This window comes from Klebsiella sp. 141162, from assembly GCF_050600755.1.
In the GTDB taxonomy this organism is placed as follows: Bacteria; Pseudomonadota; Gammaproteobacteria; order Enterobacterales; family Enterobacteriaceae; genus Klebsiella; species Klebsiella aerogenes.
Genome location: NZ_JAQIRI010000004.1, coordinates 16,472 through 40,638, shown reverse-complemented (window position 1 = coordinate 40,638; position 24,167 = coordinate 16,472). Strand labels below are relative to the sequence as shown.

The following is a 24,167-nucleotide window of genomic DNA, read 5'->3' as shown; positions in this document are numbered from 1 at the left end:
ATTCGTTATTCGGAATTTTTAACCATCAGGCCAATTGAACACGCAGGGAGAATTTTCCCGGCTCGCGCTGCGCTCGGCCGGGCTATTTGCATTCAGGAGGGTGAATTAAACCAGGTGCCACGCTGCCAGTGGCGGCGCCAGATGAGCGCCAGCGAAAGCCCACGCAAAGCCAGGAACACGGCCAGCGCCAACCACAGGCCGTGGTTGCCGAGCACGGGCACAGAGAGCAGCGTCACCGCAAATCCCGCGGCGGCCACCGCCATGCTATTACGCATCTCCGCGCCGCGCGTCGCGCCGATAAACATGCCATCCAGCAGATAACACCAGACGCCAATCACCGGCAGGATCATCTGCCAGAACAGATAGCGGTCGGCCAGCTGCTGCAATGATGGGATAGAGGTCAATAGCGCGATGATATGCTCACCGGCCACGCTGTAGATTAACGCGAACGCCAGCGCGACCATTCCCGACTGCCGACAGGCCGCGCGCCAGACTTCCAGCAGTTGGCTACCGTCACGCGCGCCGTAAGCCTGTCCGGAATGGGCTTCGACGGCATAGGCAAAACCGTCCAGCGCGTAAGCGGTAAAGGTCAGCATGGTCATCAGTACCGCATTGACCGCCACCACGTCGCTGCCAAGACGGGCGCCGAAGACGGTGATGGCGCCAAAACAGAGCTGCAGTAGCAGCGAACGCAGCATGATGTCGCGATTAAGCGCCAGCAGGCGCCGCATATTGCCGCGCCAGGCTTCCTTCAACATGGCAAGCGTCACGCCGCGCAGCGCCAGCACCCGTTTCGCCATCAGCAGGCCGATGATAAAGGTAGCGTATTCCGACAGCGCCGTCGCCAGTGCCGCCCCCTGCACGTTCATATGCAGCCCCATCACCAGCCACAGATCGAGCACGATATTCAGCAAGTTGCCGACCACCAGCAGGATCACCGGGGCGCGAGCGTACTGGACGCCAAGCAGCCACCCTAACAGCACCAGGTTAGCTAACGACGCCGGGGCGCTAAGCCAGCGGATTTCGAGGAACCGTCTGGCCTGCTCCAGTACCGCCTCGCTGCCGCCGACAATATGTAGCGCGAGGTCAATGAGCGGCATGCGGAACAGAACAATGAGCAGCCCGGCGGCCAGCGCCAGGATCAGCGGTTGCACCAGAGCGCGCGCCAGCCGCTGCGGATCTTTGGCGCCGTAGGCCTGAGCGGTTAAGCCAGTGGTGCTCATTCGCAGGAACAACAGCAGCATAAACAGGAAACTAGTGGCCGTCGCGCCGACGGCAACGCCGCCAAGGTATACGGGGCTATCAAGATGGCCGACAACGGCGGTATCGACCAGCCCCAACAGCGGAACGGTAATGTTCGAGAAAATCATCGGTAGCGCGAGGCGCCACAGTGCTTTATCGGCGGCGTTGAGCAGCATGAAGAGGGACCAGACAGAGGAGGAACATCGCAGCGTCATGCATCATGATGACGCTGCGTTAGGACGGGAGTTACAGCCACTCACCGTTACGGATCACGCCGACGGCCAGACCTTCAATGGTGAAGCTCTGCTGGCGCAGATCGACGACGATCGGGGAAAACTCGCTGTTTTCCGGCAGCAGTTCAACGACGTTGCCCTGCTTTTTCAGACGTTTTACGGTGACTTCTTCATCGATACGCGCGACGACGACCTGGCCGTTACGCACGTCCTGAGTTTTATGTACTGCCAGCAGATCGCCGTCGAGGATACCGATGTCTTTCATCGACATCCCGCTAACGCGCAGCAGGAAGTCGGCATTTGGTTTAAACATCGCCGGGTCAACCTGGTAGTGACCTTCAATATGCTGCTGCGCCAGCAGCGGTTCGCCTGCGGCGACGCGGCCGATCAGCGGCAGTCCGTGTTCTTCTTCCGTCAGCAGACGAATGCCGCGTGAAGCGCCGGAGACGATTTCAATCGCGCCTTTACGCGCCAGCGCTTTGAGGTGTTCTTCTGCCGCGTTTGGGGAACGGAACCCCAAGCGCTGAGCAATTTCCGCACGCGTTGGCGGCATGCCCGTTTGGCTGATGTGATCCCGGATGAGATCAAACACCTCTTGCTGCCTGGTCGTTAACGCTTTCATTCCGCCCCCTGGGTGTATATACAGTTATGCTGTGAGTATATACAGCTAATGGTGATTTTGGAACCACATATCATATAAAAATCAGGAGATTCTTTGCGTTTTGCGAGCGTTGCCGACAAGACTTAGCGGTAATGCGACCACAACAGCATAGTCCAGGTGATCAACGCGATGATTATCGCCAGCAGTACCGCCGCCGAGCCCATATCCTTGGCGCGCCCGGAAAGCTCATGATGCTCAGGCCCGATACGGTCAACCACCGCTTCAATCGCGCTGTTAAGAATTTCGACTATCATCACTAACAGGACCGAGCCAATGAGCAGGACTCGCGTAATGATATCGACATCCAGCCAGCAGGCTATCGCCACGGCCACAATGGCGGCGACGCCTTCCTGGCGGAAAGCGGCTTCGTTCACCCACGCCGCGCGGAAACCTTTCCAGGAATAACCTGCTGCTTTAATGATTCTGGTTAACCCAGTGGTATTATTGGCCATCAAAAAGAACCTTTTAATGTAAATGACGTCGCTGAGTGTACGTGTTTGCCGTGTGACAACGGAAATTTTGTACGCTTTCTGTTATTCTTGCCGCGCATTTGCATGATTAACCAGAGGCTTCACATCGTTTATGTCCGGCTGGCAACGAATTTACTATAAATTACTGAATTTACCATTACGGGTGCTGGTAAAAAGCAAGTCTATTCCGGCAGAACCTGCTCAGGAATTAGGGCTCGATACCTCGCGTCCGATAATGTACGTCTTGCCTTATAACTCCAAGGCGGACCTGCTGACCCTGCGCGCCCAGTGCCTGGCGCATGACTTACCCGACCCTTTTGAACCGCTGGAAATCGACGGCACCCTGCTGCCGCGCTACGTTTTCATCCACGGCGGCCCGCGCGTGTTTACCTACTACACGCCGAAAGAGGAGTCCATTAAGCTGTTCCACGACTACCTGGATCTGCACCGTAATCATCCCGACCTTGACGTGCAAATGGTGCCGGTCTCGGTGATGTTCGGCCGCGCCCCAGGTCGCGAAAAAGGCGAAGAGAATCCGCCGCTACGCATGCTTAACGGTATTCAGAAATTCTTCGCCGTCTCCTGGCTTGGCCGCGATAGCTTCGTGCGTTTCTCGCCTTCTGTCTCTCTGCGCCGCATGGCGGATGAGCACGGTACCGATAAAATCATCGCCCAGAAGCTGGCCCGCGTGGCGCGTATGCACTTCGCCCGTCAACGTCTGGCCGCCGTCGGCCCGCGTCTCCCTGCCCGCCAGGATCTGTTCAATAAGCTGCTGGCATCGAAAGCTATCGCCCGCGCGGTAGAAGATGAAGCACGCAGCAAGAAGATTTCTCACGAGAAGGCCCAGCAGAACGCCATCGCGCTGATGGAAGAGATTGCCGCTAACTTCTCTTATGAAATGATCCGCCTGACTGACCGTATTCTCGGCTTCACCTGGAACCGTCTGTATCAGGGGATTAACGTGCATAACGCCGAGCGCGTACGCCAGCTGGCGCATGACGGCCATGAGATTGTCTATGTGCCCTGTCACCGTAGCCACATGGACTACCTGCTGCTCTCTTATGTGCTTTATCATCAGGGGCTGGTGCCGCCGCATATCGCCGCCGGCATAAACCTCAACTTCTGGCCGGCCGGGCCGATTTTCCGCCGTCTGGGCGCTTTCTTTATTCGCCGTACCTTTAAGGGCAACAAGCTCTACTCCACGGTATTCCGCGAATATCTTGGCGAGCTGTTCAGCCGTGGCTATTCGGTGGAATACTTCGTCGAAGGCGGACGTTCCCGTACCGGCCGTCTGCTGGATCCGAAAACCGGCACCCTGTCGATGACTATTCAGGCAATGCTGCGCGGCGGTAGCCGCCCCATCACCCTGGTGCCGATTTATATCGGCTACGAGCACGTGATGGAAGTCGGTACCTACGCCAAAGAGCTGCGCGGCGCGACAAAAGAAAAAGAGAGCCTGCCGCAGATGGTGCGCGGCCTCAGCAAACTGCGTAATCTCGGCCAGGGCTACGTTAACTTCGGCGAACCGCTGCCGCTGATGACCTACCTCAATCAGCACGTGCCGGAATGGCGCGAAGCCATCGATCCTATCGAAGCTGTCCGCCCTTCCTGGCTGACGCCGACGGTGAATAATATCGCCGCCGATCTGATGGTGCGCATCAACAATGCCGGGGCGGCCAACGCCATGAACCTGTGCTGTACGGCGCTTCTGGCGTCTCGTCAGCGTTCTTTGACCCGTGAGCAACTGACCCAGCAGTTAGATTGCTACCTCGACCTGCTGCGTAACGTGCCGTACTCCACCGATTCGACCGCGCCGACGGCTTCCGCCGGCGAGCTTATCGACCACGCGCTGCAGATGAACAAGTTCGAAGTCGAGAAAGACACCATCGGCGATATCATCATCCTGCCGCGCGAGCAGGCGGTGCTGATGACCTACTATCGCAACAACATCGCCCATATGCTGGTGATGCCGTCGCTGCTGGCCGCTATCGTGACCCAACATCGCCGCATCACCCGTAGCGAAGTGCTGCGTCATGTCGAGATGTTCTATCCGTTCCTGAAAGCCGAGCTGTTCCTGCGCTGGGAAAAAGAGGAGCTGGCGGGCGTTATCGATGCGCTGATGGCAGAGATGCAGCGTCAGGGCCTGGTGGTGCTGAATGGCGATGAGATGAGCGTCAACCCGGCGCACTCTCGTTCCCTGCAGCTGTTGGCCGCCGGCGCGCGCGAGACGTTACAGCGCTACGCGATCACCTTCTGGTTGTTGAGCGCCAACCCGTCCATCAACCGCAGTACGCTTGAGAAAGAAAGCCGCACCATGGCGCAGCGTCTGTCGGTACTGCACGGTATCAACGCGCCGGAGTTCTTCGATAAGGCGGTGTTCAGTACCCTGGTGCTGACCCTGCGTGACGAAGGCTACATCAGCGATACCGGCGATGCCGAGCCGGCAGAGACCCTGAAGGTCTACCAGATGCTGGCGGATTTGATTACGTCGGATGTACGTTTGACGATTGAAAGCGCCGCTCAGGACGACGCATAACGTTGCGGCTTCTGTTCCCCGGCTCGCGGCGCGAGTCGGGGAAAGAAGGATTTACTGCAGATAACTCATCGCCAGACCGAGAAACAGCACCAGCCCAACGTAGTTATTATTCATAAACGCTTTGAAGCAGTTATCGCGTTCGCGCTTGAAGATAAGCTTCTGCTGCCAGACAAACAATCCCGCCGCGATAAACAGCGACCAGTAGAATTCCCAGTTCAGCCCATTCAGCCAGCCCACCGCGCCCATCAATACCAGCACGGCAACCTGCAGAATACCGATAATCAAACGATCGTTTTCACCGAACAGGATCGCCGTCGACTTAATGCCAATTTTGACATCATCGTCGCGATCGACCATCGCATACTGGGTATCGTAGGCTACCGCCCACAAAATATTGGCGAGGAACATCAGCCAGCAGCTGAGCGGCAGCGCTTCACTTACCGCCGAGAAAGCCATCGGGATCGACCAGCCAAAGGCCGCGCCCAGCACTACCTGCGGCAGATGGGTATAGCGCTTCATAAAGGGGTAGACCCAGGCTAGCGCCAGCGCCGCAACCGACAGCAGGATGGTCATGGTATTGAGCGTCAACACCAGCAAGAAGGAGAGCCCCACCAGTACCGCGAACAATATGCGCGCTTCTTTTTCGGTGACCTCGCCGCTTGGTAGCGGGCGACGAGCCGTACGCTTAACGTGACCATCAAATTTACGGTCGGCATAGTCATTCACCACGCAGCCGGCGGCGCGCATCAACCAGACGCCAGCGACAAATACCGCCAGTATCCACAGCGGTGGCACCCCGGGTGATGCCACCCATAGCGCCCACAGCGTCGGCCACAGCAGCAATAGCGCGCCGATTGGTTTGTCAGTACGCATCAGGCGGTGAAACGCCAACAGCTTATTCTGCGTCAGACTCCACTCCATTTTCTCTTCCTCTTAATACAATGGCGATGCAGGCAGAAAAAGCTCTGTCAGCAGCAGCGGTTTGCCGCTCAGCCGGAGACGGGAACGTCGCCCCCACAGCTGTGCACTACGGCCAATCTCAATAAAATCACGGGTTAACGTCGACGACGTAAACAGATACCGGCCCAGCGGCGTCTGCCCCAGCTGCTGCAGGGCTAATTCCGGGCCGCATAGCGTCGATTCCGGCACGAGGGTACGACCGGCAAGCCAGGGTTCGCCATCGGCGCAAAGAATGATTTCCCGCAGCCAATAACGCGCTTCTTCCGGCAATAGGGCTTCTTCGCCCGCCAGCGCGTCGCGTCCGACGAAACCTTCGTTAATCATGGTCACGGTGACCTTTTTCCCTTGTTGCTCAAAGCGCTTGGTCATTGAGTCTTCCAGCAACAGCCAGTCGCGCAGCGGCGCGTCCAGCTCGGGTATGGCGGCAAAATAGCGCAGCGCACGCAGTTGCGTAAGCGCAGGATGTGGCATGCCTGATTCTCCGGTACAAAACGTGCAGGCATTGTATCGCAGAATAGCGTTTTGAGGGCGGGCAAACGTCAATATACGATCATCCGCGCAACAGGCATGCAACAGTTGCCGCTGCGCGAGAAAAAAAAGTGCGTCCAGGCGGACGCACCTAAAGGCTGTGCCTAAACATCAGCATTGTGGGGAGACGGTCACCCCTTGCCTTTTACACTGCTGATAAAGGTGGAACGAGCAGATTTCGAGCCGAGACGTTCAGCTTCGTTCATCAATTTAAGGGCTTTATCGATATCGCCTTGTTTAACCGCTTTCTTGATACCGTTGTTGAAGTAGGTTTCGGTATCGTCAAGCATCGGTTCGCTTTTCGCCGCTGGAGCGGCAGCGACCGGCGCGACAACAGGCGCAGCGGCCGGGGCGTTATAGACCGGCGCCGCGGTATTGCCGACGGTCACCGGGCCCGGGCCGGAAGACCCAAACAGCGGGCCCACCAGCACGCTGGAACTCGAAGACGTTTTCACCTTCAGGCTCAAGGTGCCGTCAGTGGTATGTTTAGCGATCGGATCCGGAATGTCCGGCACCGCGTTACCGGTGCCTTTCGCGTAGGCTTTCGCCGGGTCGATTAATTTGGTGGTCTGCTGCAGATCCTGCGGAGTGGTAAACACCAGCACATAAATTTTCTGCTGTCCCAGCGCCGGCGTCAGGCGCATTACCCCTTCCAGGCGGTCGGCGCTCATCACGCCCGGCTCCAGATAAGTGAAATAGCTGCTCGGGAAGAAGGCGGACGGCGTCATGCTCTGATCGAGGATCAGCACGTTTGGCGCATAGACGCTGGTCTGTTTGTCGACTTCGCTGGTCAGCGTCAGGGTTAACTCGCCGATATTGGCCGGTACGCTATAGGCCACCACCGGCCCGGCGATACCGGGAACATTCAACGTTTGACCGGCGATCGCCACTTTAGAGGTTTGGGTTTTCGATTGATCGACCGGCGTCCAGGTCAACTGCTGCAGCGAGGAGGCCGGGATGGACGGCGCGGCAGAGGTATTCTGCGGCACGAAATTGACATCAGCAAAACTGACTGCGGGTACGCTGGCCAGCAGGCCGGCGGACAGGCAGAGGGCAACGAGACTTTTCTTCATATTCATTGTTATCACCTCAATTCCTATGGCCGAGCGTTAGCCAGGCAATAGCGCGCTGGGCCGAAAATAGAGGGGCTGATGCCCCTCTTTTACTCATCATGATGCGGATAGCATTACCACCAGATTTCCATCTGGGCGCCGAAGGTCCACTCATCGTCGTCGCCGCGGCTGGAAGTGTTGATACCGGTACCAGAGGTATCGCGCATGGCGACGCCGCTATCGGTGTAACCCCACTTCTCATCCCACTTCGCGTAGGTGGCGAACAGACGAATTGCCGGACGGGACCAGATGCTGTCGCCCGCCTGCCACTGTTGCGCCAGGGTGATTTTGTACTGGTTGTTGCTGTCGCCGGTTTTCTGCGATTTGACGTTGTCGTAGCCGACTTCCAGCAGGGTGCTCATGATCGGCGTCCATTTGTACATAGGACGTACGCCGACGGTCCACCATTTGGTACCGTTGTTGTTGTCCAGGTTGACGTCCTGGTACATGGCGACGTACATCATGTCCCAATCGTCCGCCAGAGAGACCGCGCCGTGGTCAAGCACACGCCACATGGAACCATCGTTATTAATGCTGCCGCCCTGCGGTACGCCTTTACCGTTGGAGGTCATGGCATCGGTCGCGTACTGCAGAACAAATTTGTTGTAGCCTTTCAGGATGCTCTGGGTATGTTCAGCGGTGAACATCCAGCCATCTTTCGATGCATCCGGCTGCAGGTAGTAGTCATCCGGCACGTTGGTGTGACCATAGTCCACGCCCAGCTCCAGCGTACCGCCCGGGTTGGTTTCCATCTGCGCTAAACGCACGTCGAAGACGTCGTTCGGTACCAGATGATCATAAACGCGTTCGCCAGTCAGCGGATCGCGGTCAGCATAGGTTGCCGAGCCGCCGGATTCAGAAGAACGAGTGGCGGCCAGAGAGAGTTTACCGAAGCCCAGATCGATGTTTTCGATACCGGCGCCAGGACCGGAAATATCCCAGTAGTAGAAGTCGATCATGTGAACGTCATGACGCTGATAGAAGCGCTTACCAGCCCACAGGGTTGAACCCGGCAGCCAGTCGATCAGGTTTTTACCCTGTACGTTAACTTCACGGAAGGCCGGGCTGGTAGATTCCCAGTCGTTCTGCTGCGATACCGAGTAGGCAACGTTGGTATCGAAGTAGAAGCTCTTATCGCCCTCTTTCCACACTTCCTGGCCCAGTTTCAGTTCAGCGTAAGTTTCACATTCGTTACCGAGACGGTATTTACTTTGAGCGCCGGTGGCCTGGAAGCACTGCTGTTCGCCGCCGCTGCCGGTCCAGCCAATACCGGAACGAGCGTAACCATGGAAATCGACAGCCAGCGCCTGGGCAGACATCACGCCCGCCGCAACGGCTACCGCCAGTGGAAGTTTGCGCAGAGTAATCATCATTCTATCTCCTGAGATCATTGCTTTTCTTTGAACACTTCCCCGTCGGCCGCCGCATGGTTGGCTGCGCGCTGGGTTCGCGTCTTCTTTTAATGGGGAACCTTATACGCCCGGCTCTTTATGCAACCGACGACAAGCGGTGCCATCCTCACGGAATAAATGGCAGCGCTCCGGCGGCAAACCGATGGCGAATGTGGCTCCCTCTTCTACCAACACCACGTCATTCTGGCGGTACACCAGGTTCTGACGGATGGCGGGGATCTGGATATGAATTTGCGTTTCGTGACCAAGCTGTTCGACCACCTGCACTTCGCCCTCAAGGGTGACATCGGCGATGTCGCTCGGCAGCAGGTGTTCCGGGCGGATGCCCAAAGACATATTGGCGCCGACCTGAACGTGAGCGCTGTCTACCGGCAGCCAGACCTGCTGGCGGTTCGGTAGTTCGACTTGTACCTGTTCGATGGCGGTCGCGGTGACTTTGACCGGTAGGAAGTTCATCTTCGGCGAACCGATAAAGCCCGCGACAAAGCGGTCTGCCGGATAGTGATAAAGTTCCAGCGGTTTTCCGACCTGCGCGACGCGGCCGGCGTCCAGCACCACGATTTTGTCGGCCAGGGTCATGGCTTCCACCTGATCGTGGGTGACGTAAATCATCGTGCGACCGAGGCGCTTATGCAGACGGGAGATTTCGATACGCATCTGCACGCGCAGCGCGGCATCGAGGTTGGACAGGGGTTCATCAAGCAGGAAAACCCGCGGCTCGGCGACCAGGGTACGGCCGATGGCCACGCGCTGACGCTGGCCGCCGGAGAGCGCTTTCGGCTTACGCTCCAGCAGGTGCGCCAGCTGTAAGACCTCAGCGACTTGAGTTACGCGCTGGTTAATCACCTCTTTTTTCGCCCCGGCCAGCTTCAGGCCAAAAGACATATTTTCGGCAACGGAAAGGTGGGGATAGAGCGCATATGACTGGAATACCATGCCGATGCCGCGCTCGGCGGGCGGCACGTCGTTCATTCGGGTATCGCCAATAAACAGATCGCCGCTGGTGACCGTTTCCAGTCCGGCGATCATACGCAGCAGGGTGGATTTGCCGCAGCCCGACGGTCCTACAAACACGACGAACTCCCCATCCTGGATCTCGAGATTGATATCTTTAGATACCACCACGTCGCCCCAGGCTTTCGTTACATTTCGTAGCTGTACGCTCGCCATGCCCTTCTCCCTTCGTTACAACCTGTCACTTAAAGACACATTCAAGATGGGCTGACTATGCGGCATTCATTACGTTGGCAAATCCTCCACCCCCCGGGTTTTTGATGGGGGAGGAGACGGGAGGATGAGAAACCGCCTCTCGCCGCCGGAAGTTCCCGGCACAACGTCATTTCGTGATCGAAGCGACAAAAACGGTGGCTTTTTTATGTGCTCCAGGGCCCATTACCGGCATTTCTGCAATGCGGATCACATAAACGGCGGGCGGGGCGTAGACATAGGGAGGATGGAAAGAGGTTGTTAAAAAAGGAAACTCATCAGCGTTAAACCACTCAAGTGTATCCACGAGCACATCACCAAATAGGACGGGTATATGAAAATCAAAACTGGCGCTCGCATCCTCGCGCTGTCTGCATTGACGACGATGATGTTTTCCGCCTCTGCCCTCGCAAAAATTGAAGAAGGTAAGCTGGTTATCTGGATTAACGGCGATAAAGGCTATAACGGCCTCGCTGAAGTGGGTAAAAAGTTCGAAAAAGATACCGGCATTAAAGTTTCCGTAGAACATCCGGATAAGCTGGAAGAGAAGTTCCCGCAGGTTGCTGCCACCGGCGACGGCCCGGATATCATTTTCTGGGCGCATGACCGTTTTGGCGGCTACGCGCAGTCCGGCCTGCTGGCGGAAATCACCCCGGATAAGGCCTTCCAGGACAAACTCTATCCCTTCACCTGGGACGCCGTACGCTACAACGGCAAGCTGATCGCATACCCGGTAGCGGTTGAAGCCCTGTCGCTGATTTATAACAAAGACCTGGTCCCGAACCCGCCGAAAACCTGGGAAGAGATTCCGGCGCTGGATAAAGAGCTGAAGGCGAAGGGTAAGAGCGCGCTGATGTTCAACCTGCAAGAACCGTACTTCACCTGGCCGCTGATTGCCGCCGATGGCGGATACGCGTTTAAGTTTGAAAACGGCAAATACGACGTGAAAAACGTCGGCGTCGATAGCGCCGGAGCAAAAGCGGGCCTGACCTTCCTGGTCGACCTTATCAAAAATAAACACATGAACGCCGATACCGACTACTCCATCGCGGAAGCGGCGTTCAACAAAGGCGAAACCGCGATGACCATCAACGGTCCGTGGGCGTGGTCGAACATCGACAAAGGTAAGGTTAACTACGGCGTCACTCTGCTGCCAACCTTCAAAGGCAAACCGTCTAAACCGTTCGTTGGCGTCCTGAGCGCCGGGATTAACGCCGCCAGCCCGAATAAAGAACTGGCGAAAGAGTTCCTCGAAAACTACCTGATGACCGATCAGGGCCTGGAAGCGGTGAACAACGATAAACCGCTGGGCGCCGTGGCGCTGAAATCCTTCCAGGAGAAGCTGGAGAAAGACCCGCGTATCGCCGCCACCATGGCTAACGCCCAGAAAGGCGAAATCATGCCGAACATTCCGCAGATGTCCGCATTCTGGTATGCCGTCCGTACCGCGGTTATTAACGCCGCAAGCGGCCGTCAAACCGTCGATGCCGCGCTGAAGGATGCACAGGGCCGTATCACCAAGTAATACCGTCGCACACGTGCCGGATGGCGGCATAAATGCCTTATCCGGCCTACACGCCTTGTAGGCCGGATAAGTGCAGCGCCATCAGGCACTTTTGTCGACAGATATTTAACGTTGTAGAGGATGATCCCCATGGATGCCGTTAAAAAGAAACACTGGTGGCAAAGCCCGCAACTCACATGGTCTGTGATTGGTTTGCTGTGCCTGCTGGTGGGTTACCTTGTTGTTTTAATGTACGCCCAGGGGGAGTACCTGTTCGCCATCATGACGCTGATTTTAAGCTCGGTTGGCCTGTATATCTTTTCCAATCGCAAGGCCTATGCCTGGCGCTATGTTTATCCGGGTCTCGCCGGGATGGGGCTGTTTGTTCTGTTCCCGCTGATCTGTACTATTGCCATCGCCTTCACCAACTACAGCAGCACCAACCAGCTCACCTTCGAACGTGCCCAGCAGGTGCTGATGGACCGTTCTTTCGAGGCCGGCAAAGCCTATAACTTCTCACTCTACCCGGCGGGTGACGAGTGGCAGCTGGCGCTGACGGACGGTGAAAGCGGTAAAAATTATCTCTCCGAAGCCTTTAAATTCGGCGGCGAGCAGAAGCTGACGTTAAAAGAAGCCGATGTCCTGCCGCAAGGCGAACGCGCGAATTTACGCGTAATCACCCAGAACCGCGCCGCGCTGAACCAACTGACCGCCGTGCTGCCGGATGAAAGCAAAGTGATTATGAGTTCGCTGCGTCAGTTCTCCGGTACCCAGCCGCTGTACGCGCTGGCCAACGACGGCACGCTCACTAACAACCAAAGCGGCGTGAAATATCGCCCCAACGACAACATCGGCTTTTATCAATCCATCAATGCCGACGGCAGCTGGGGCAATGAAAAGCTGAGCCCGGGTTATACCGTCACCATCGGCTGGGATAACTTCACCCGCGTTTTCCAGGACGAAGGGATCCAGAAACCGTTCTTCGCCATTTTCGTCTGGACCGTGGTGTTCTCGGTGCTGACGGTGATTTTGACCGTCGCCGTGGGAATGGTGCTGGCCTGTCTGGTGCAGTGGGAAGCGTTGAAGGGCAAAGCGATTTACCGCGTGCTGTTGATTCTGCCGTATGCGGTGCCGTCATTTATCTCAATCCTGATTTTCAAAGGGCTGTTTAACCAGAGCTTTGGTGAAATCAACATGATGCTGAGCGCGCTGTTCGGCATTAAACCGGCCTGGTTTAGCGACCCAACCACCGCGCGCACGATGATCATCATCGTCAACACCTGGCTGGGCTATCCGTACATGATGATCCTGTGCATGGGGCTGCTGAAGGCGATTCCGGACGATCTGTACGAGGCGTCGGCGATGGATGGCGCGGGTCCGTTCCAGAACTTCTTTAAAATTACGCTACCGCTGCTGATCAAGCCGCTCACGCCGCTGATGATTGCCAGCTTCGCCTTTAACTTTAACAACTTCGTGCTGATTCAACTGTTGACCAACGGTGGCCCGGACCGTCTCGGCACCACCACCCCGGCCGGTTATACCGACCTGCTGGTGAGCTACACCTATCGCATCGCCTTTGAAGGCGGTGGCGGTCAGGACTTCGGCCTGGCGGCGGCTATCGCCACGCTTATCTTCCTGCTGGTTGGGGCGTTAGCGATTGTGAATCTAAAAGCCACGCGCATGAAGTTTGATTAAGGGAGATAACGATAATGGCTATGGTCCAACCTAAATCTCAAAAACTGCGTCTCTTCACTACGCATCTTCTGTTACTGATTTTTATCGCCGCGATTATGTTCCCGCTGCTGATGGTTATCGCTATCTCACTGCGCGAAGGCAATTTCGCGACCGGCAGCCTGATCCCGGATACCATCTCCTGGGAGCACTGGCGTCTGGCATTAGGCTTCAGCGTCGAACACGCCGATGGCCGGGTAACGCCGCCGCCGTTCCCGGTGCTGCTGTGGCTGTGGAACTCAATTAAGGTCGCCGGGATTACCGCGATCGGCATCGTCGCCCTCTCCACCACCTGCGCTTATGCTTTCGCCCGTATGCGCTTCCCGGGCAAAGCGACGCTGCTCAAAGGGATGCTGATTTTCCAGATGTTCCCGGCGGTACTGTCGTTGGTGGCGCTGTATGCGTTGTTCGACCGCCTCGGTCAGTATCTGCCTTTCGTCGGCCTCAACACTCACGGCGGGGTGATCTTCGCCTATATGGGCGGTATCGCGCTGCACGTCTGGACGATTAAGGGCTACTTCGAAACTATCGATGGTTCACTGGAAGAAGCGGCCGCACTGGATGGCGCCACTCCGTGGCAGGCCTTCCGCCTGGTGCTGCTGCCGCTGTCGGTGCCGATTCTGGCGGTCGTGTTTATTCTGTCGTTCATCGCCGCGATTACCGAAGTGCCGGTGGCCTCGTTGCTGCTGCGCGATGTGAACAGCTATACCCTGGCGGTCGGGATGCAGCAGTATCTCAATCCGCAGAACTACCTGTGGGGCGACTTCGCCGCGGCGGCGGTACTGTCGGCGATTCCGATTACCGTCGTCTTCCTGCTGGCTCAGCGTTGGTTGGTTAACGGCCTGACGGCGGGCGGGGTGAAAGGTTAAGTTTCATCATGTTAGACCCTTGTTTTACCGCCCCAAATTTCAGCGAGGGTGGGATGTGGTACCCGACCCCAACCGGGTACGGCAGCCCACCTCTCCCTGAAAAAGTAGGGCAAATGCCACTGCAATCCTCTACTGGACCCTACATAAATTTCATTTGTGATTGTCGGTCAAGCGGCCCTGGAGGCCGCTTTTTTTATTCCCGTTTCAGGCGGTTGGAATTACACAACCACAGGGTAATCACCAGGATAAGGATCGCCGCAGAGTAAATCAGCACCGCCATCGGCGACTCATGGTCGACGATAATAAGCCGCACAATCGCCGTAATACCGATATAGACGAAATAACGCAGCGGGAAGTGAAAACCGGACTCAAAGTATTTCACAATCAACGCGATAAACTCGAAGTAGAGAAAATAGACCACCAGCCCTTCGACCAGCTTGTACTTACTCACCGGCTCCGGCGTAAACAGCACGTGCGCCAGATGCAGGGTCTCCTTTCCCAGGAACACCACCAGAATAATTCCCAGGCACAATAGCGCCAGGTTCAATACGGCCTGCATGGCCTTCGCAACAAAATTAACCAGCGGACGATATACCGACGGCATAGTGACACCTCAAATGCATGAACGTTATTGATCTGTATAGCGCAAAAGTGTGATCCAGATCTACTTCGCTTTGCGAGCAGCATCGGTCCTTCAAAGCGGTAAATGCAACTAAGAGAAAATTTTACTTCCTGCAATGCTGTGAGCAAGTTAACCAAATCATCCGTTACGCTTAAAACAAAACCAACCAACTTATTGAAAATTAAAACATTTACCATTTGAAACAGTTATATCTTAAAAATTCTCACAAGATAAAATTTTTCTAAAATCCGCATTATTTATATGGTTATTAGGGTAAGATTTTTCTTATCCATTGTCTTAGCATTATCGCAGTTGAATAAAATTTAATTTTGGACATTAAATCATTATGAAAACCGATAACGCATCCCTGTATATCAAATGGCTCAAACAAGAAGTTGCCCCAGCGTTAGGTTGTACTGAACCCGTCGCTATTTCCTTCGCTGCCGCCTACGCCGCACAATATCTGGATCAGCCTTGCACCAGAATTAGCGGTTTTATTTCCGCCAATCTCTATAAAAACGCGATGGGTGTTACTATTCCCGGCACCACCGTTTGCGGTGTAGCGCTGGCCGCCGCAATTGGCGCATTTGGCGGCGATCCGCAAAAGGGATTAAAAACGCTGGAAGATATCACCCCGCTACACGTCGAAATGGCACAGAAGCTGATCGCCAATCATGCCGTTGATATTACCGTCAAAGAGACCCCGGACTTTATTCATCTGGATCTAACTCTCTCTGATGGCGAAAACACCTGTCGTGTCGTAGTAAAAGGAACCCACACTAACGTGGTCGAACTTTATATTAATGACCAGCCGCAGCCACTAAGCGAAAAACAGAATGCAAGCGCCCGGCACGAAACGCTGTCCAATTTTTCGCTACAACAGGCTTACGGCTTTATTAATAGCGTCGACTTTAATGATATTCGCTTTATTCTCGAAGCCGCGCGCTTAAACTCCGCGCTGGCGGCAGAAGGCAAAACCAAAAAATATGGCCTGAACATTAACGGTACCTTTTCTGACGCAGTGAAAAACGGCCTGATGAGCAACGATCTGTTAAGCAAGGTGATCATCAACACCGTCGCCGCTTCAGATGCCCGCATGGGCGGCGCGCCGGTGGTCGCAATGTCTAACTTCGGCTCAGGCAATCAGGGCATTACGGCAACCATGCCGGTAGTGGTGGTTGCTGAGCATCTCGGCGCCGATGAAGAGACCCTGGCGCGCGCTTTGTCTCTATCTCATCTCACCGCCATCTCAATTCATTCTCGTTATACGCGCTTATCTGCGCTATGCGCGGCCTCAACCGCCGCCATGGGCGCCGCCGCCGGGATGGCCTGGCTATTTACTCGCGACATCAACACCATTAATACCGCGATTATTAATATGGTCAGCGATATTACCGGCATGATTTGTGATGGCGCCTCTAATAGCTGTGCGATGAAAGTCTCATCTGTGGTATCCAGCGCCTTTAAGGCGGTACTGATGGCAATGCAAAATAGCTGCGCTGGCGCCAATGACGGTATTGTCTGCGCTGATGTCGAGCAGACTATTAATAATCTGTGCCGCCTGGTGATTAAACCAATGACCCTCACAGATAAAGAAATTATCAGTATCATGGTCGCTAAATAACAATATTTAACGGGCCTGAACATTCAGGCCCCGATTAACCTACCCTACCCACACTATTATTTATAAATTAGCAGGTATAGCAGATGAATAAAAAAGTCATCTTACGCGGCGCCAGCGCTATTATGCCGCTGTGCATCGGCGACTTTCCATTTTCATTTATTGTCGGCGCATTAAGCGTTAGCGCGGGCATGAGCGTCTGGCAGAGCACGGCGTGGTCGGCGATTGTTATTGCCGGTTCGGCGCAAATGCTGGCATTAAATATGCTTAAAACCGGCGCCACGCTCGGGGTTATTATATTCACCACATTAATAATTAATCTACGTCATGTACTGTACAGCGCCTCTATTTCCGGTACCGTCCGTGAAGCATCATTCTTTAAAAAATGCTTTATGTCCTACGCGCTGACCGACGAAGTGTACGCCACCACCGTCAAAGAGATGGAAGGCAATAAGCAGGATAAGTATCTGTTTTATGGTTCGGCGATGATCACCTTCTGGGCAATTTGGGTACTGGCGGATTTCCTCGGCGCGCTGGTCGGCGCTTCCTTCCCGAACATTGAAAAGTACGGTCTGGATTTCGCCATGGTCGCCGCTTTTATCGCTATCGTGGTGCCGCAAATAAAAAGCCAGGCCTGCACCGTCGCCGCCGTGGTGGCCGCCGTCTCCGGCGTGCTGTTGGTCATCCTGCCCTACTCGCTGGGCATTGTCGTCGCGTCAGTGCTTGGCGTGCTCGCCGGACTGTGCGTCGACCTGGCTGAAGAACGTAAACAGGCAGCAATTGCCAAATCCGGAATGCCGCTCGTGGAGGCGCTGGAACATGAATAATAGCTACTTTATCGCCCTGACTTTGGGGATGGCCGCCGTGACCTTTCTGATCCGATTTTCGTTTATCGGCCTGGCCGGAAAAATCCAGATGTCCGAGCGGGTGACCAAAACGCTGCGCTTTGTCCCGGTCACCGTCCTGCCGGCCATTATCACCATTCAGATCCTGAGCGTGAATTCCAGTATGGAGTTTGACTTAAAGAATCCGAAGGTGATCGCCGCCATTATCTGCACGCTCGCCAGCTTCCGTTTAGGCCTGGTATGGGTGGTAGTGAGCGGCGTCGGCTCGCTGGTGTTGTTAAATTATTTTATGTAACCGTTTGAAGGATAAACCATATGATTATTACCACCGCTGACGCGCCTGCCGCTATCGGCCCGTACGTGCAGGGCGTCAATCTCGGCGCGATGACCATCACCTCCGGTCAGCTGCCGATTAATCCGCTGGACGGCACCATGCCAGGCGATATCGCCGAACAGGCGCGGCAATCGCTGGAAAATGTGAAAGCCATCGTTGAAGCTGCCGGACTCACGGTCGGGCAGATCGTTAAAACCACGGTGTTTGTCAAAGACCTGCAGGATTTTGCCGCCATCAACGCCGCCTATGAGGCCTTCTTTACCGAACATCAGGCCGCTTTTCCGGCGCGTTCCTGCGTAGAGGTCGCCAGACTGCCGAAAGACGCCGGCATCGAAATCGAAGCCATCGCCTTCGCTCGTTAATCACCCGGCTGGGGGGAAACCTCCAGCCTCCTTCCCCACCGTTTTTCGCCGTTCCTCCTTGCTCATTTTACAGGCACTATACGATGAGATCTGAATGAGGAACGCAGTATGTTAACTATCCGTAAGGCTGTACCAGAAGATGCGCCGCAGCTCAGTAATATGGGCTATGCCAGCTATCGCCACCACTTCGCCCACCTTTGGCGCAACGCCGATGAGCTGGCATTATTTCTCCAGCAGGAGTATTCCGTGGAATCGCTGCGTCAAAGTCTTGCCGCGGCGGAACAGCATTGGCTCATCGCCGAATCCGCGCACCCCGTTGGCTTTGCTAAATACAGCTGCCAGCAGAGAATTGATGGCGATGGACGTATCGGCACATTGCTGCATAAGCTCTATCTCATGCCTGACGAAACCGGACACCGCTACGGCGAGCGGCTGTTTAGCGCCATAGAGGCTCTGGCACAAGAAAATGGTGAAGCGTGGCTGTGGCTTGAGGTCCTTGCCGATAATCCTGGCGCGCGTCGTTTTTACGAACGCCAGGGAATGCAGCATGTAAAAGACACCATTTTCCATTCCGCCAGCCAACAAAGCACCTTACATATTCTGGCCAAACCGATATGAGAGAAATTATGCCTGAGCTTCGCGATACCGGCGTTCACAACGTCATCTGCGGCGAAAACGTGGTCATATACCAGCCCGCCAACCTCTATGGTTGCCAGCTCGGCGATAACGTCTTCGTCGGGCCGTTCGTCGAGATTCAGGGGCACACGCGCATCGGCGCGGACAGCAAAATCCAGTCCCACAGTTTTATCTGCGAGTACGTCACCATCGGCCAACGTTGTTTTATCGGCCACGGCGTGATGTTCGCCAACGACATGTTCCGCGATGGCAAACCGAATGCCGACCGCGACAGTTGGGGGCGCATTGAAATCGGCAATGACGTGTCTATCGGCAGCGGCGCCACCATTCTGGCGGTGAGTATCTGCGATGGCGTGGTCATCGGCGCCGGGAGCGTGGTGACAAAATCCATCACCGAGAAAGGCGTTTGGGCGGGCAATCCCGCGAGGCTGCTGCGGCGGCTATAAATAAAAATGCCGACCCGAGGGTCGGCATTCAGGCTTAATTGCGCAACACTTACGCGCGCCAGGCTTTATAACGGTTAATCAGGCCGTTGGTAGAGCTGTCGTGGCTGCTAACGTCTGCGCCATCTTTCAGTTCCGGCAGGATACGGTTAGCCAGCTGTTTACCCAGCTCAACGCCCCACTGATCGAAGGTGAAGATATTGAGGATCGCGCCCTGGGTGAAGATTTTGTGCTCATACAGCGCAATCAATGCGCCCAGGCTGAACGGGGTGATCTCACGCAGCAGGATGGAGTTGGTCGGACGGTTGCCTTCGAACACTTTGAACGGCACCACGTGCTCAAGCTGAGCCGGGTCTTTACCCTGGTCGCGATATTCCTGCTCAACCACTTCGCGGGATTTACCAAAGGCCAGCGCTTCAGTCTGGGCGAAGAAGTTAGACAGCAGTTTCTGATGGTGGTCAGACAGCGGGTTATGGGTGATAGCCGGCGCGATGAAATCGCACGGTACCATTTTGGTGCCCTGGTGGATCAGCTGATAGAACGCGTGCTGACCGTTAGTCCCCGGCTCACCCCAGATGATTGGGCCAGTCTGGTAATCCACGACGTTGCCGTTACGGTCAACGTACTTACCGTTGGATTCCATGTTGCCCTGCTGGAAGTAAGCGGCAAAGCGGTGCATGTATTGATCGTACGGCAGAATCGCTTCGGTTTCGGCGCCGAAGAAATTGTTGTACCAGATACCGATCAGCGCCAGCAGTACCGGCAGGTTTTTCTCAGCCGGGGTGGTGGAGAAGTGTTTGTCCATGGCGTGGGCGCCGGACAGCAGCTGGACAAAGTTATCGAAGCCAACGGACAGAATGATAGACAGGCCGATGGCGGACCACAGGGAGTAACGACCGCCAACCCAGTCCCAGAATTCAAACATGTTAGCCGTATCGATACCGAACTCGCCAACCGCTTTACCGTTGGTGGAGAGCGCCGCGAAGTGTTTCGCCACGTGTTTCTCATCGCCCGCGGTCGCCAGGAACCAGTCACGCGCGCTGTGGGCGTTGGTCATGGTTTCCTGAGTAGTGAAGGTTTTGGAAGCCACCAGGAACAGCGTGGTTTCCGGATTCACCGCTTTCAACACTTCGGCGATATGGGTGCCGTCTACGTTGGAAACGAAGTGCATGTTGAGATGGTTTTTATACGGGCGCAGCGCTTCGGTCACCATGAACGGGCCGAGGTCTGAACCGCCGATACCGATGTTCACCACGTCGGTGATCGGTTTGCCGGTGTAGCCTTTCCAGCTACCGGAGATAATTGCTTCAGAGAAGGCTTTCATCTTCTCCAGCACCGCGTTGACTTCCGGCATCACATCTTTGCCATCAACCACAATCGGCGTATTGCTGCGGTTACGCAGCGCAACGTGCAGTACCGCGCGGTCCTCGGTACGGTTAATTTTTTCGCCGGAGAACATCGACTTGATAGCACCGGCCAGATCGGTCTCTTTCGCCAGATCCTGCAGCTTAGACAGTGTCTCTTCAGTGATGCGGTTCTTGGAGAAATCCACCAGCATCAGATCGTCAAAAGTGGCGGAGAATTTAGAGAAACGATCGCTATCTTTGGCGAAAAGCTCGCTGATAGTGACGTCTTTCATTTCATCGAAGTGTTTCTGTAATGCCTGCCATGCAGCGGTCTGCGTTGGGTTGATATTTTTCATTAGCAATACTCTTCTGATTTGAAAAATGTGACTTCGGTCGATTGTAGCCTCAGCGGCGGAAAATTGTGATGATTTTTGTGTTATGCCGTTGACGGGGGTCAGAAATAGGGTAAAGAGCCCCCATATTATAGCGATCATTAGGCATTTTTCTGTTATCCGCCGATGCATGAAAAATCCGCATAACCCTGTCGTTGACATACCCGTCCGGAAGCCTTTATATAGCTGAACTGCCTACGGAACCGTAGGTATGTATTGCTCGCGCATTTCACGCTACAGCGAAGAGTATCGTTGGGGGGTATAATGACCAGTCTCTCCCCAGGCATAGTGAAAGACGTCAGTAATTGCCAGAAGAGGTGCGTTGCCCAGGTAACCGTATTGGAGGAACCAGTCCGGGGAAAATACGTGAGGGGGAGCAACGCCGAGGCGCACAGGCATCTGGTTAAGTCTGTCGCCGGCCACAGGGGCTGAATCCCCTGGGTTGTCACCAGAAGCGTTCGCAGTCGGGCGTTTCATACTCGCGAACCGATGCGCGTCATCGGCGAACGGGTCTACAAGGTGGAGCACTTCTGGGTGACATCGTAGTTTGTTTATCGCTCTGCGCCCACCCTACTTTTCGCTCTTCCCTTGTGCCATGGCTGAGTTAATTTGGCCTGGCTTATTAAGACATTTTGTAGCGCTCCGGTTATTTCCAGCCCGAACCAGGAGCGGTTGTTCAGGAATCGTTTTAATAAGTCAGGCCCCCTGACACGAGGTTGTTATGACAGATTTAGTTGTTGCTAAGTTCGGCGGCACCAGCGTGGCCGATTTCGACGCGATGAACCGTAGCGTCGACGTCGCGCTGCTGGATGCGAATACCCGCGTAGTGGTGTTATCCGCATCGGCTGGCGTTACCAATATCTTAGTTGCTTTAGCGGCAGGGCTGGAACCCACCGAACGCTTCGCTAAGCTCGATGAAATGCGCCAAATCCAGTTCAATATTCTGGAGCGTTTACGTTATCCCAACGTTATTCGCGAAGAGATCGAGCGTCTGCTGGAAAACATTACTACCCTGGCGGAAGCCGCCTCGCTGGCCAGCTCGGAAGCCTTGACCGATGAACTGGTGAGCCACGGCGAACTGATGTCCACCTTACTGTTCGTTGAGATCCTGCGCGAACGCGGTATCGCGGCGCAGTGGTTCGACGTACGCAAAGTGATGCGTACCAACGATCGTTTCGGCCGCGCCGAACCGGATATCGCCGCGCTGGCGGAACTGACGCAACAACAACTGGCGCCACGCCTGGAAGAAGGCCTGGTGATTACCCAGGGCTTTATCGGCAGCGAAGCCAAAGGCCGTACCACCACCCTTGGCCGCGGCGGCAGCGATTACACCGCAGCGCTACTCGGCGAGGCCTTAAACGCCAGTCGTGTCGATATCTGGACCGATGTCCCTGGCATCTACACAACCGACCCGCGCGTCGCGCCAGCGGCGAAGCGCATCGATGTGATCGCTTTCGCTGAAGCCGCGGAGATGGCCACGTTCGGGGCCAAGGTATTACATCCGGCCACCCTGCTGCCGGCCGTACGCAGCGATATCCCGGTATTCGTCGGCTCCAGCAAAGAACCTAAAGCCGGCGGCACGATGGTCTGTCATAAAACCGAAAATCCACCGCTGTTCCGCGCGCTGGCGCTGCGTCGTCGTCAAACGCTGCTGACCCTGCACAGCCTGCATATGCTGCACTCCCGCGGCTTCCTGGCTGAAGTGTTCGGTATTCTGGCGCGGCATAATATTTCCGTCGATCTGATCACCACTTCGGAAGTGAGCATTGCGCTGACCATGGACACCACCGGTTCAACCTCCGCTGGCGATACCCTGCTGACCCAGGCGCTGCTGACCGAGCTCTCTTCGCTGTGCCGCGTCGAAGTGGAAGAAAACCTGGCGCTGGTCGCCCTGATCGGCAATGAATTATCGAAAGCCTGCGGCGTCGGTAAAGAGGTATTCGGCGTACTGGAACCGTTCAATATCCGCATGATTTGCTACGGCGCCTCCAGCCACAACCTGTGCTTCCTGGTGCCTGGCGACGACGCGGAGAAAGTGGTGCAGAAGCTGCATCATAATTTGTTTGAATAATATTCTTTTGCGCGATAAAAAATACCTATAGCCGGGCTCGAACCCGGCTTTTTTATAACAACATCAACACAACAAACACTGTCGCAAGGAATACACTATGCTCGCCACGCTTACGCGGCTGTTCCCGTTATGGGCGCTGCTGCTCTCCGTATTGGCTTATTACACGCCAACCACTTTTACCCCTATCGGCCCGTGGGTCACCACGCTGCTGATGCTGATTATGTTTGGTATGGGCGTCCATTTGAAGCTGGACGATTTCAAGCGCGTGCTGTCACGACCTGCGCCGGTCGCAGCGGGAATTTTTCTGCATTACCTGGTGATGCCGCTCGCCGCCTGGGTACTGGCGCTGCTATTCCACATGCCGCCAGAGCTCTCCGCCGGAATGGTGCTGGTCGGCAGCGTCGCCAGCGGAACCGCTTCCAACGTCATGATCTATCTGGCGAAAGGCGATGTCGCACTGTCGGTAACCATCTCTTCCGTTTCGACACTGGTTGGCGTGGTCGCCACGCCGCTGCTGACGCGCCTGTACGTTGATGCGCACATTCAGGTCGATGTGATGGGCATGCTGCTGAGCATCCTGCAAATCGTGGTGATCCCAATCGGCCTCGGTCTGATTGTTCATCACCTGTTGCCAAAAGTGGTAAAGGCGGTGGAACCCTTCCTTCCCGCCTTCTCCATGCTGTGCATCCTGGCAATTATCAGCGCCGTGGTCGCCGGTTCCGCATCGCATATCGCTTCGGTGGGGCTGGTGGTTATCGTGGCGGTGATCCTGCATAACGCTATTGGCCTGCTCGGCGGCTACTGGGGCGGGCGCCTGTTCGGTTTTGATGAATCCACCTGCCGCACCCTGGCGATCGAAGTGGGTATGCAGAACTCTGGCCTCGCCGCGGCCCTCGGGAAAATCTACTTCGGCCCGCTGGCCGCCCTGCCCGGCGCGCTGTTCTCGGTATGGCATAACCTTTCCGGCTCGCTGCTGGCAGGTTACTGGTCCGGTAAGCCGACGACCAAAAAAGGCAACCAGCGCTAATCGG

At 55.6% G+C, this 24,167-nt stretch carries 23 protein-coding genes and 1 riboswitch; of the genes, 12 read left to right on the top strand and 11 right to left on the bottom strand.

The genetic code is table 11. The features are described 5' to 3' along the window. Positions 1-92: 92 nt before the first annotated feature. The 3 genes from dinF to PGR23_RS13840 form a co-directional block, all read right to left on the bottom strand. Positions 93-1,418 (bottom strand): MATE family efflux transporter DinF, encoded by a 1,326-nt coding sequence (gene dinF, locus PGR23_RS13850; RefSeq protein ID WP_047045853.1) that lies wholly within the window; start codon positions 1,416-1,418, stop codon positions 93-95. 70 nt (positions 1,419-1,488) lie between these two features. Then, on the bottom strand, positions 1,489-2,097 hold the full coding sequence (gene lexA, locus PGR23_RS13845) for a transcriptional repressor LexA (RefSeq protein WP_015704040.1): 609 nt from the start codon (positions 2,095-2,097) through the stop codon (positions 1,489-1,491). Between the two features lie 122 nt (positions 2,098-2,219). Further along, positions 2,220-2,588 carry a diacylglycerol kinase gene (locus PGR23_RS13840; protein WP_045396782.1) on the bottom strand — a complete coding sequence of 123 codons (369 nt, stop codon included), beginning with the start codon at positions 2,586-2,588 and terminating at the stop codon, positions 2,220-2,222. 130 nt (positions 2,589-2,718) lie between these two features. Here PGR23_RS13840 and plsB point away from each other — a divergent pair, with 130 nt between their 5' ends. Beyond that, entirely contained in the window at positions 2,719-5,142 is a 2,424-nt protein-coding gene (plsB, locus tag PGR23_RS13835) for a glycerol-3-phosphate 1-O-acyltransferase PlsB (RefSeq protein WP_045396787.1), read from the top strand. 51 nt (positions 5,143-5,193) lie between these two features. Here the strand turns inward: plsB and ubiA are convergent, their stop codons facing one another. From ubiA to PGR23_RS13805, 6 genes are all read right to left on the bottom strand, one after another. Further along, positions 5,194-6,063: a 4-hydroxybenzoate octaprenyltransferase gene (ubiA, locus tag PGR23_RS13830; protein WP_045396790.1), complete on the bottom strand. Its 870-nt coding sequence runs from the start codon at positions 6,061-6,063 to the stop codon at positions 5,194-5,196. Between the two features lie 12 nt (positions 6,064-6,075). Continuing rightward, positions 6,076-6,573 carry a chorismate lyase gene (gene ubiC / locus PGR23_RS13825; RefSeq protein WP_015704038.1) on the bottom strand — a complete coding sequence of 166 codons (498 nt, stop codon included), beginning with the start codon at positions 6,571-6,573 and terminating at the stop codon, positions 6,076-6,078. Between the two features lie 188 nt (positions 6,574-6,761). Then, positions 6,762-7,709: a maltose operon protein MalM gene (gene malM, locus PGR23_RS13820; RefSeq protein ID WP_045396796.1), complete on the bottom strand. Its 948-nt coding sequence runs from the start codon at positions 7,707-7,709 to the stop codon at positions 6,762-6,764. A gap of 107 nt (positions 7,710-7,816) precedes the next feature. After that, positions 7,817-9,115, bottom strand: a complete 1,299-nt coding sequence (locus PGR23_RS13815; RefSeq protein WP_015704036.1) for a maltoporin — start codon at positions 9,113-9,115, stop codon at positions 7,817-7,819. Positions 9,116-9,214: 99 nt separating this feature from the next. Then, on the bottom strand, positions 9,215-10,324 hold the full coding sequence (gene malK / locus PGR23_RS13810) for a maltose/maltodextrin ABC transporter ATP-binding protein MalK (protein ID WP_015368770.1): 1,110 nt from the start codon (positions 10,322-10,324) through the stop codon (positions 9,215-9,217). Positions 10,325-10,490: 166 nt separating this feature from the next. Beyond that, entirely contained in the window at positions 10,491-10,667 is a 177-nt protein-coding gene (locus PGR23_RS13805; protein WP_015368771.1) for a hypothetical protein, read from the bottom strand. A gap of 27 nt (positions 10,668-10,694) precedes the next feature. Here PGR23_RS13805 and malE point away from each other — a divergent pair, with 27 nt between their 5' ends. From malE to malG, 3 genes are all read left to right on the top strand, one after another. Further along, positions 10,695-11,885, top strand: a complete 1,191-nt coding sequence (gene malE / locus PGR23_RS13800; RefSeq protein WP_047045849.1) for a maltose/maltodextrin ABC transporter substrate-binding protein MalE — start codon at positions 10,695-10,697, stop codon at positions 11,883-11,885. A gap of 129 nt (positions 11,886-12,014) precedes the next feature. After that, the gene (gene malF / locus PGR23_RS13795) at positions 12,015-13,559 is read left to right on the top strand and encodes a maltose ABC transporter permease MalF (RefSeq protein WP_047045845.1); all 1,545 of its coding nucleotides are present in this window, start codon (positions 12,015-12,017) and stop codon (positions 13,557-13,559) included. 14 nt (positions 13,560-13,573) lie between these two features. Continuing rightward, positions 13,574-14,464, top strand: coding sequence for a maltose ABC transporter permease MalG (malG, locus tag PGR23_RS13790; RefSeq protein ID WP_015368774.1), 891 nt, complete (start codon positions 13,574-13,576; stop codon positions 14,462-14,464). 193 nt (positions 14,465-14,657) lie between these two features. Here malG and psiE read toward each other — a convergent pair whose 3' ends face one another. Further along, a complete protein-coding gene (psiE, locus tag PGR23_RS13785; RefSeq protein ID WP_015368775.1) occupies positions 14,658-15,068 on the bottom strand; it encodes a phosphate-starvation-inducible protein PsiE in 411 nt (136 codons plus the stop codon). A gap of 364 nt (positions 15,069-15,432) precedes the next feature. Here psiE and PGR23_RS13780 point away from each other — a divergent pair, with 364 nt between their 5' ends. From PGR23_RS13780 to PGR23_RS13755, 6 genes are all read left to right on the top strand, one after another. Beyond that, the gene (locus PGR23_RS13780) at positions 15,433-16,710 is read left to right on the top strand and encodes a serine dehydratase subunit alpha family protein (protein ID WP_047045843.1); all 1,278 of its coding nucleotides are present in this window, start codon (positions 15,433-15,435) and stop codon (positions 16,708-16,710) included. Between the two features lie 83 nt (positions 16,711-16,793). After that, positions 16,794-17,534, top strand: coding sequence for an AzlC family ABC transporter permease (locus tag PGR23_RS13775; RefSeq protein ID WP_047045840.1), 741 nt, complete (start codon positions 16,794-16,796; stop codon positions 17,532-17,534). Next, a complete protein-coding gene (locus PGR23_RS13770) occupies positions 17,527-17,847 on the top strand; it encodes an AzlD domain-containing protein (RefSeq protein ID WP_015368778.1) in 321 nt (106 codons plus the stop codon). The genes PGR23_RS13775 and PGR23_RS13770 overlap by 8 nt, the downstream gene beginning before the upstream one ends. Before the next feature lie 20 nt (positions 17,848-17,867). Then, positions 17,868-18,248, top strand: coding sequence for a RidA family protein (locus PGR23_RS13765; RefSeq protein ID WP_047045837.1), 381 nt, complete (start codon positions 17,868-17,870; stop codon positions 18,246-18,248). Between the two features lie 108 nt (positions 18,249-18,356). Next, the gene (locus PGR23_RS13760; RefSeq protein WP_045396813.1) at positions 18,357-18,866 is read left to right on the top strand and encodes a GNAT family N-acetyltransferase; all 510 of its coding nucleotides are present in this window, start codon (positions 18,357-18,359) and stop codon (positions 18,864-18,866) included. A gap of 8 nt (positions 18,867-18,874) precedes the next feature. Then, a complete protein-coding gene (locus PGR23_RS13755) occupies positions 18,875-19,330 on the top strand; it encodes an acyltransferase (RefSeq protein ID WP_063415062.1) in 456 nt (151 codons plus the stop codon). A 49-nt stretch (positions 19,331-19,379) separates the two neighbouring features. Here the strand turns inward: PGR23_RS13755 and pgi are convergent, their stop codons facing one another. Then, positions 19,380-21,029: a glucose-6-phosphate isomerase gene (gene pgi, locus PGR23_RS13750; RefSeq protein ID WP_020079879.1), complete on the bottom strand. Its 1,650-nt coding sequence runs from the start codon at positions 21,027-21,029 to the stop codon at positions 19,380-19,382. Between the two features lie 340 nt (positions 21,030-21,369). Then, a riboswitch (Lysine riboswitch) is annotated at positions 21,370-21,603 on the top strand. A gap of 183 nt (positions 21,604-21,786) precedes the next feature. On the opposite strand from pgi, the gene lysC reads away from it, so the two are divergent. Both lysC and panS read left to right on the top strand, forming a co-directional pair. Beyond that, positions 21,787-23,136, top strand: a complete 1,350-nt coding sequence (gene lysC, locus PGR23_RS13745; protein WP_032709596.1) for a lysine-sensitive aspartokinase 3 — start codon at positions 21,787-21,789, stop codon at positions 23,134-23,136. A 97-nt stretch (positions 23,137-23,233) separates the two neighbouring features. Further along, entirely contained in the window at positions 23,234-24,163 is a 930-nt protein-coding gene (panS, locus tag PGR23_RS13740) for a ketopantoate/pantoate/pantothenate transporter PanS (protein WP_015368789.1), read from the top strand. Positions 24,164-24,167 lie beyond the last annotated feature (4 nt).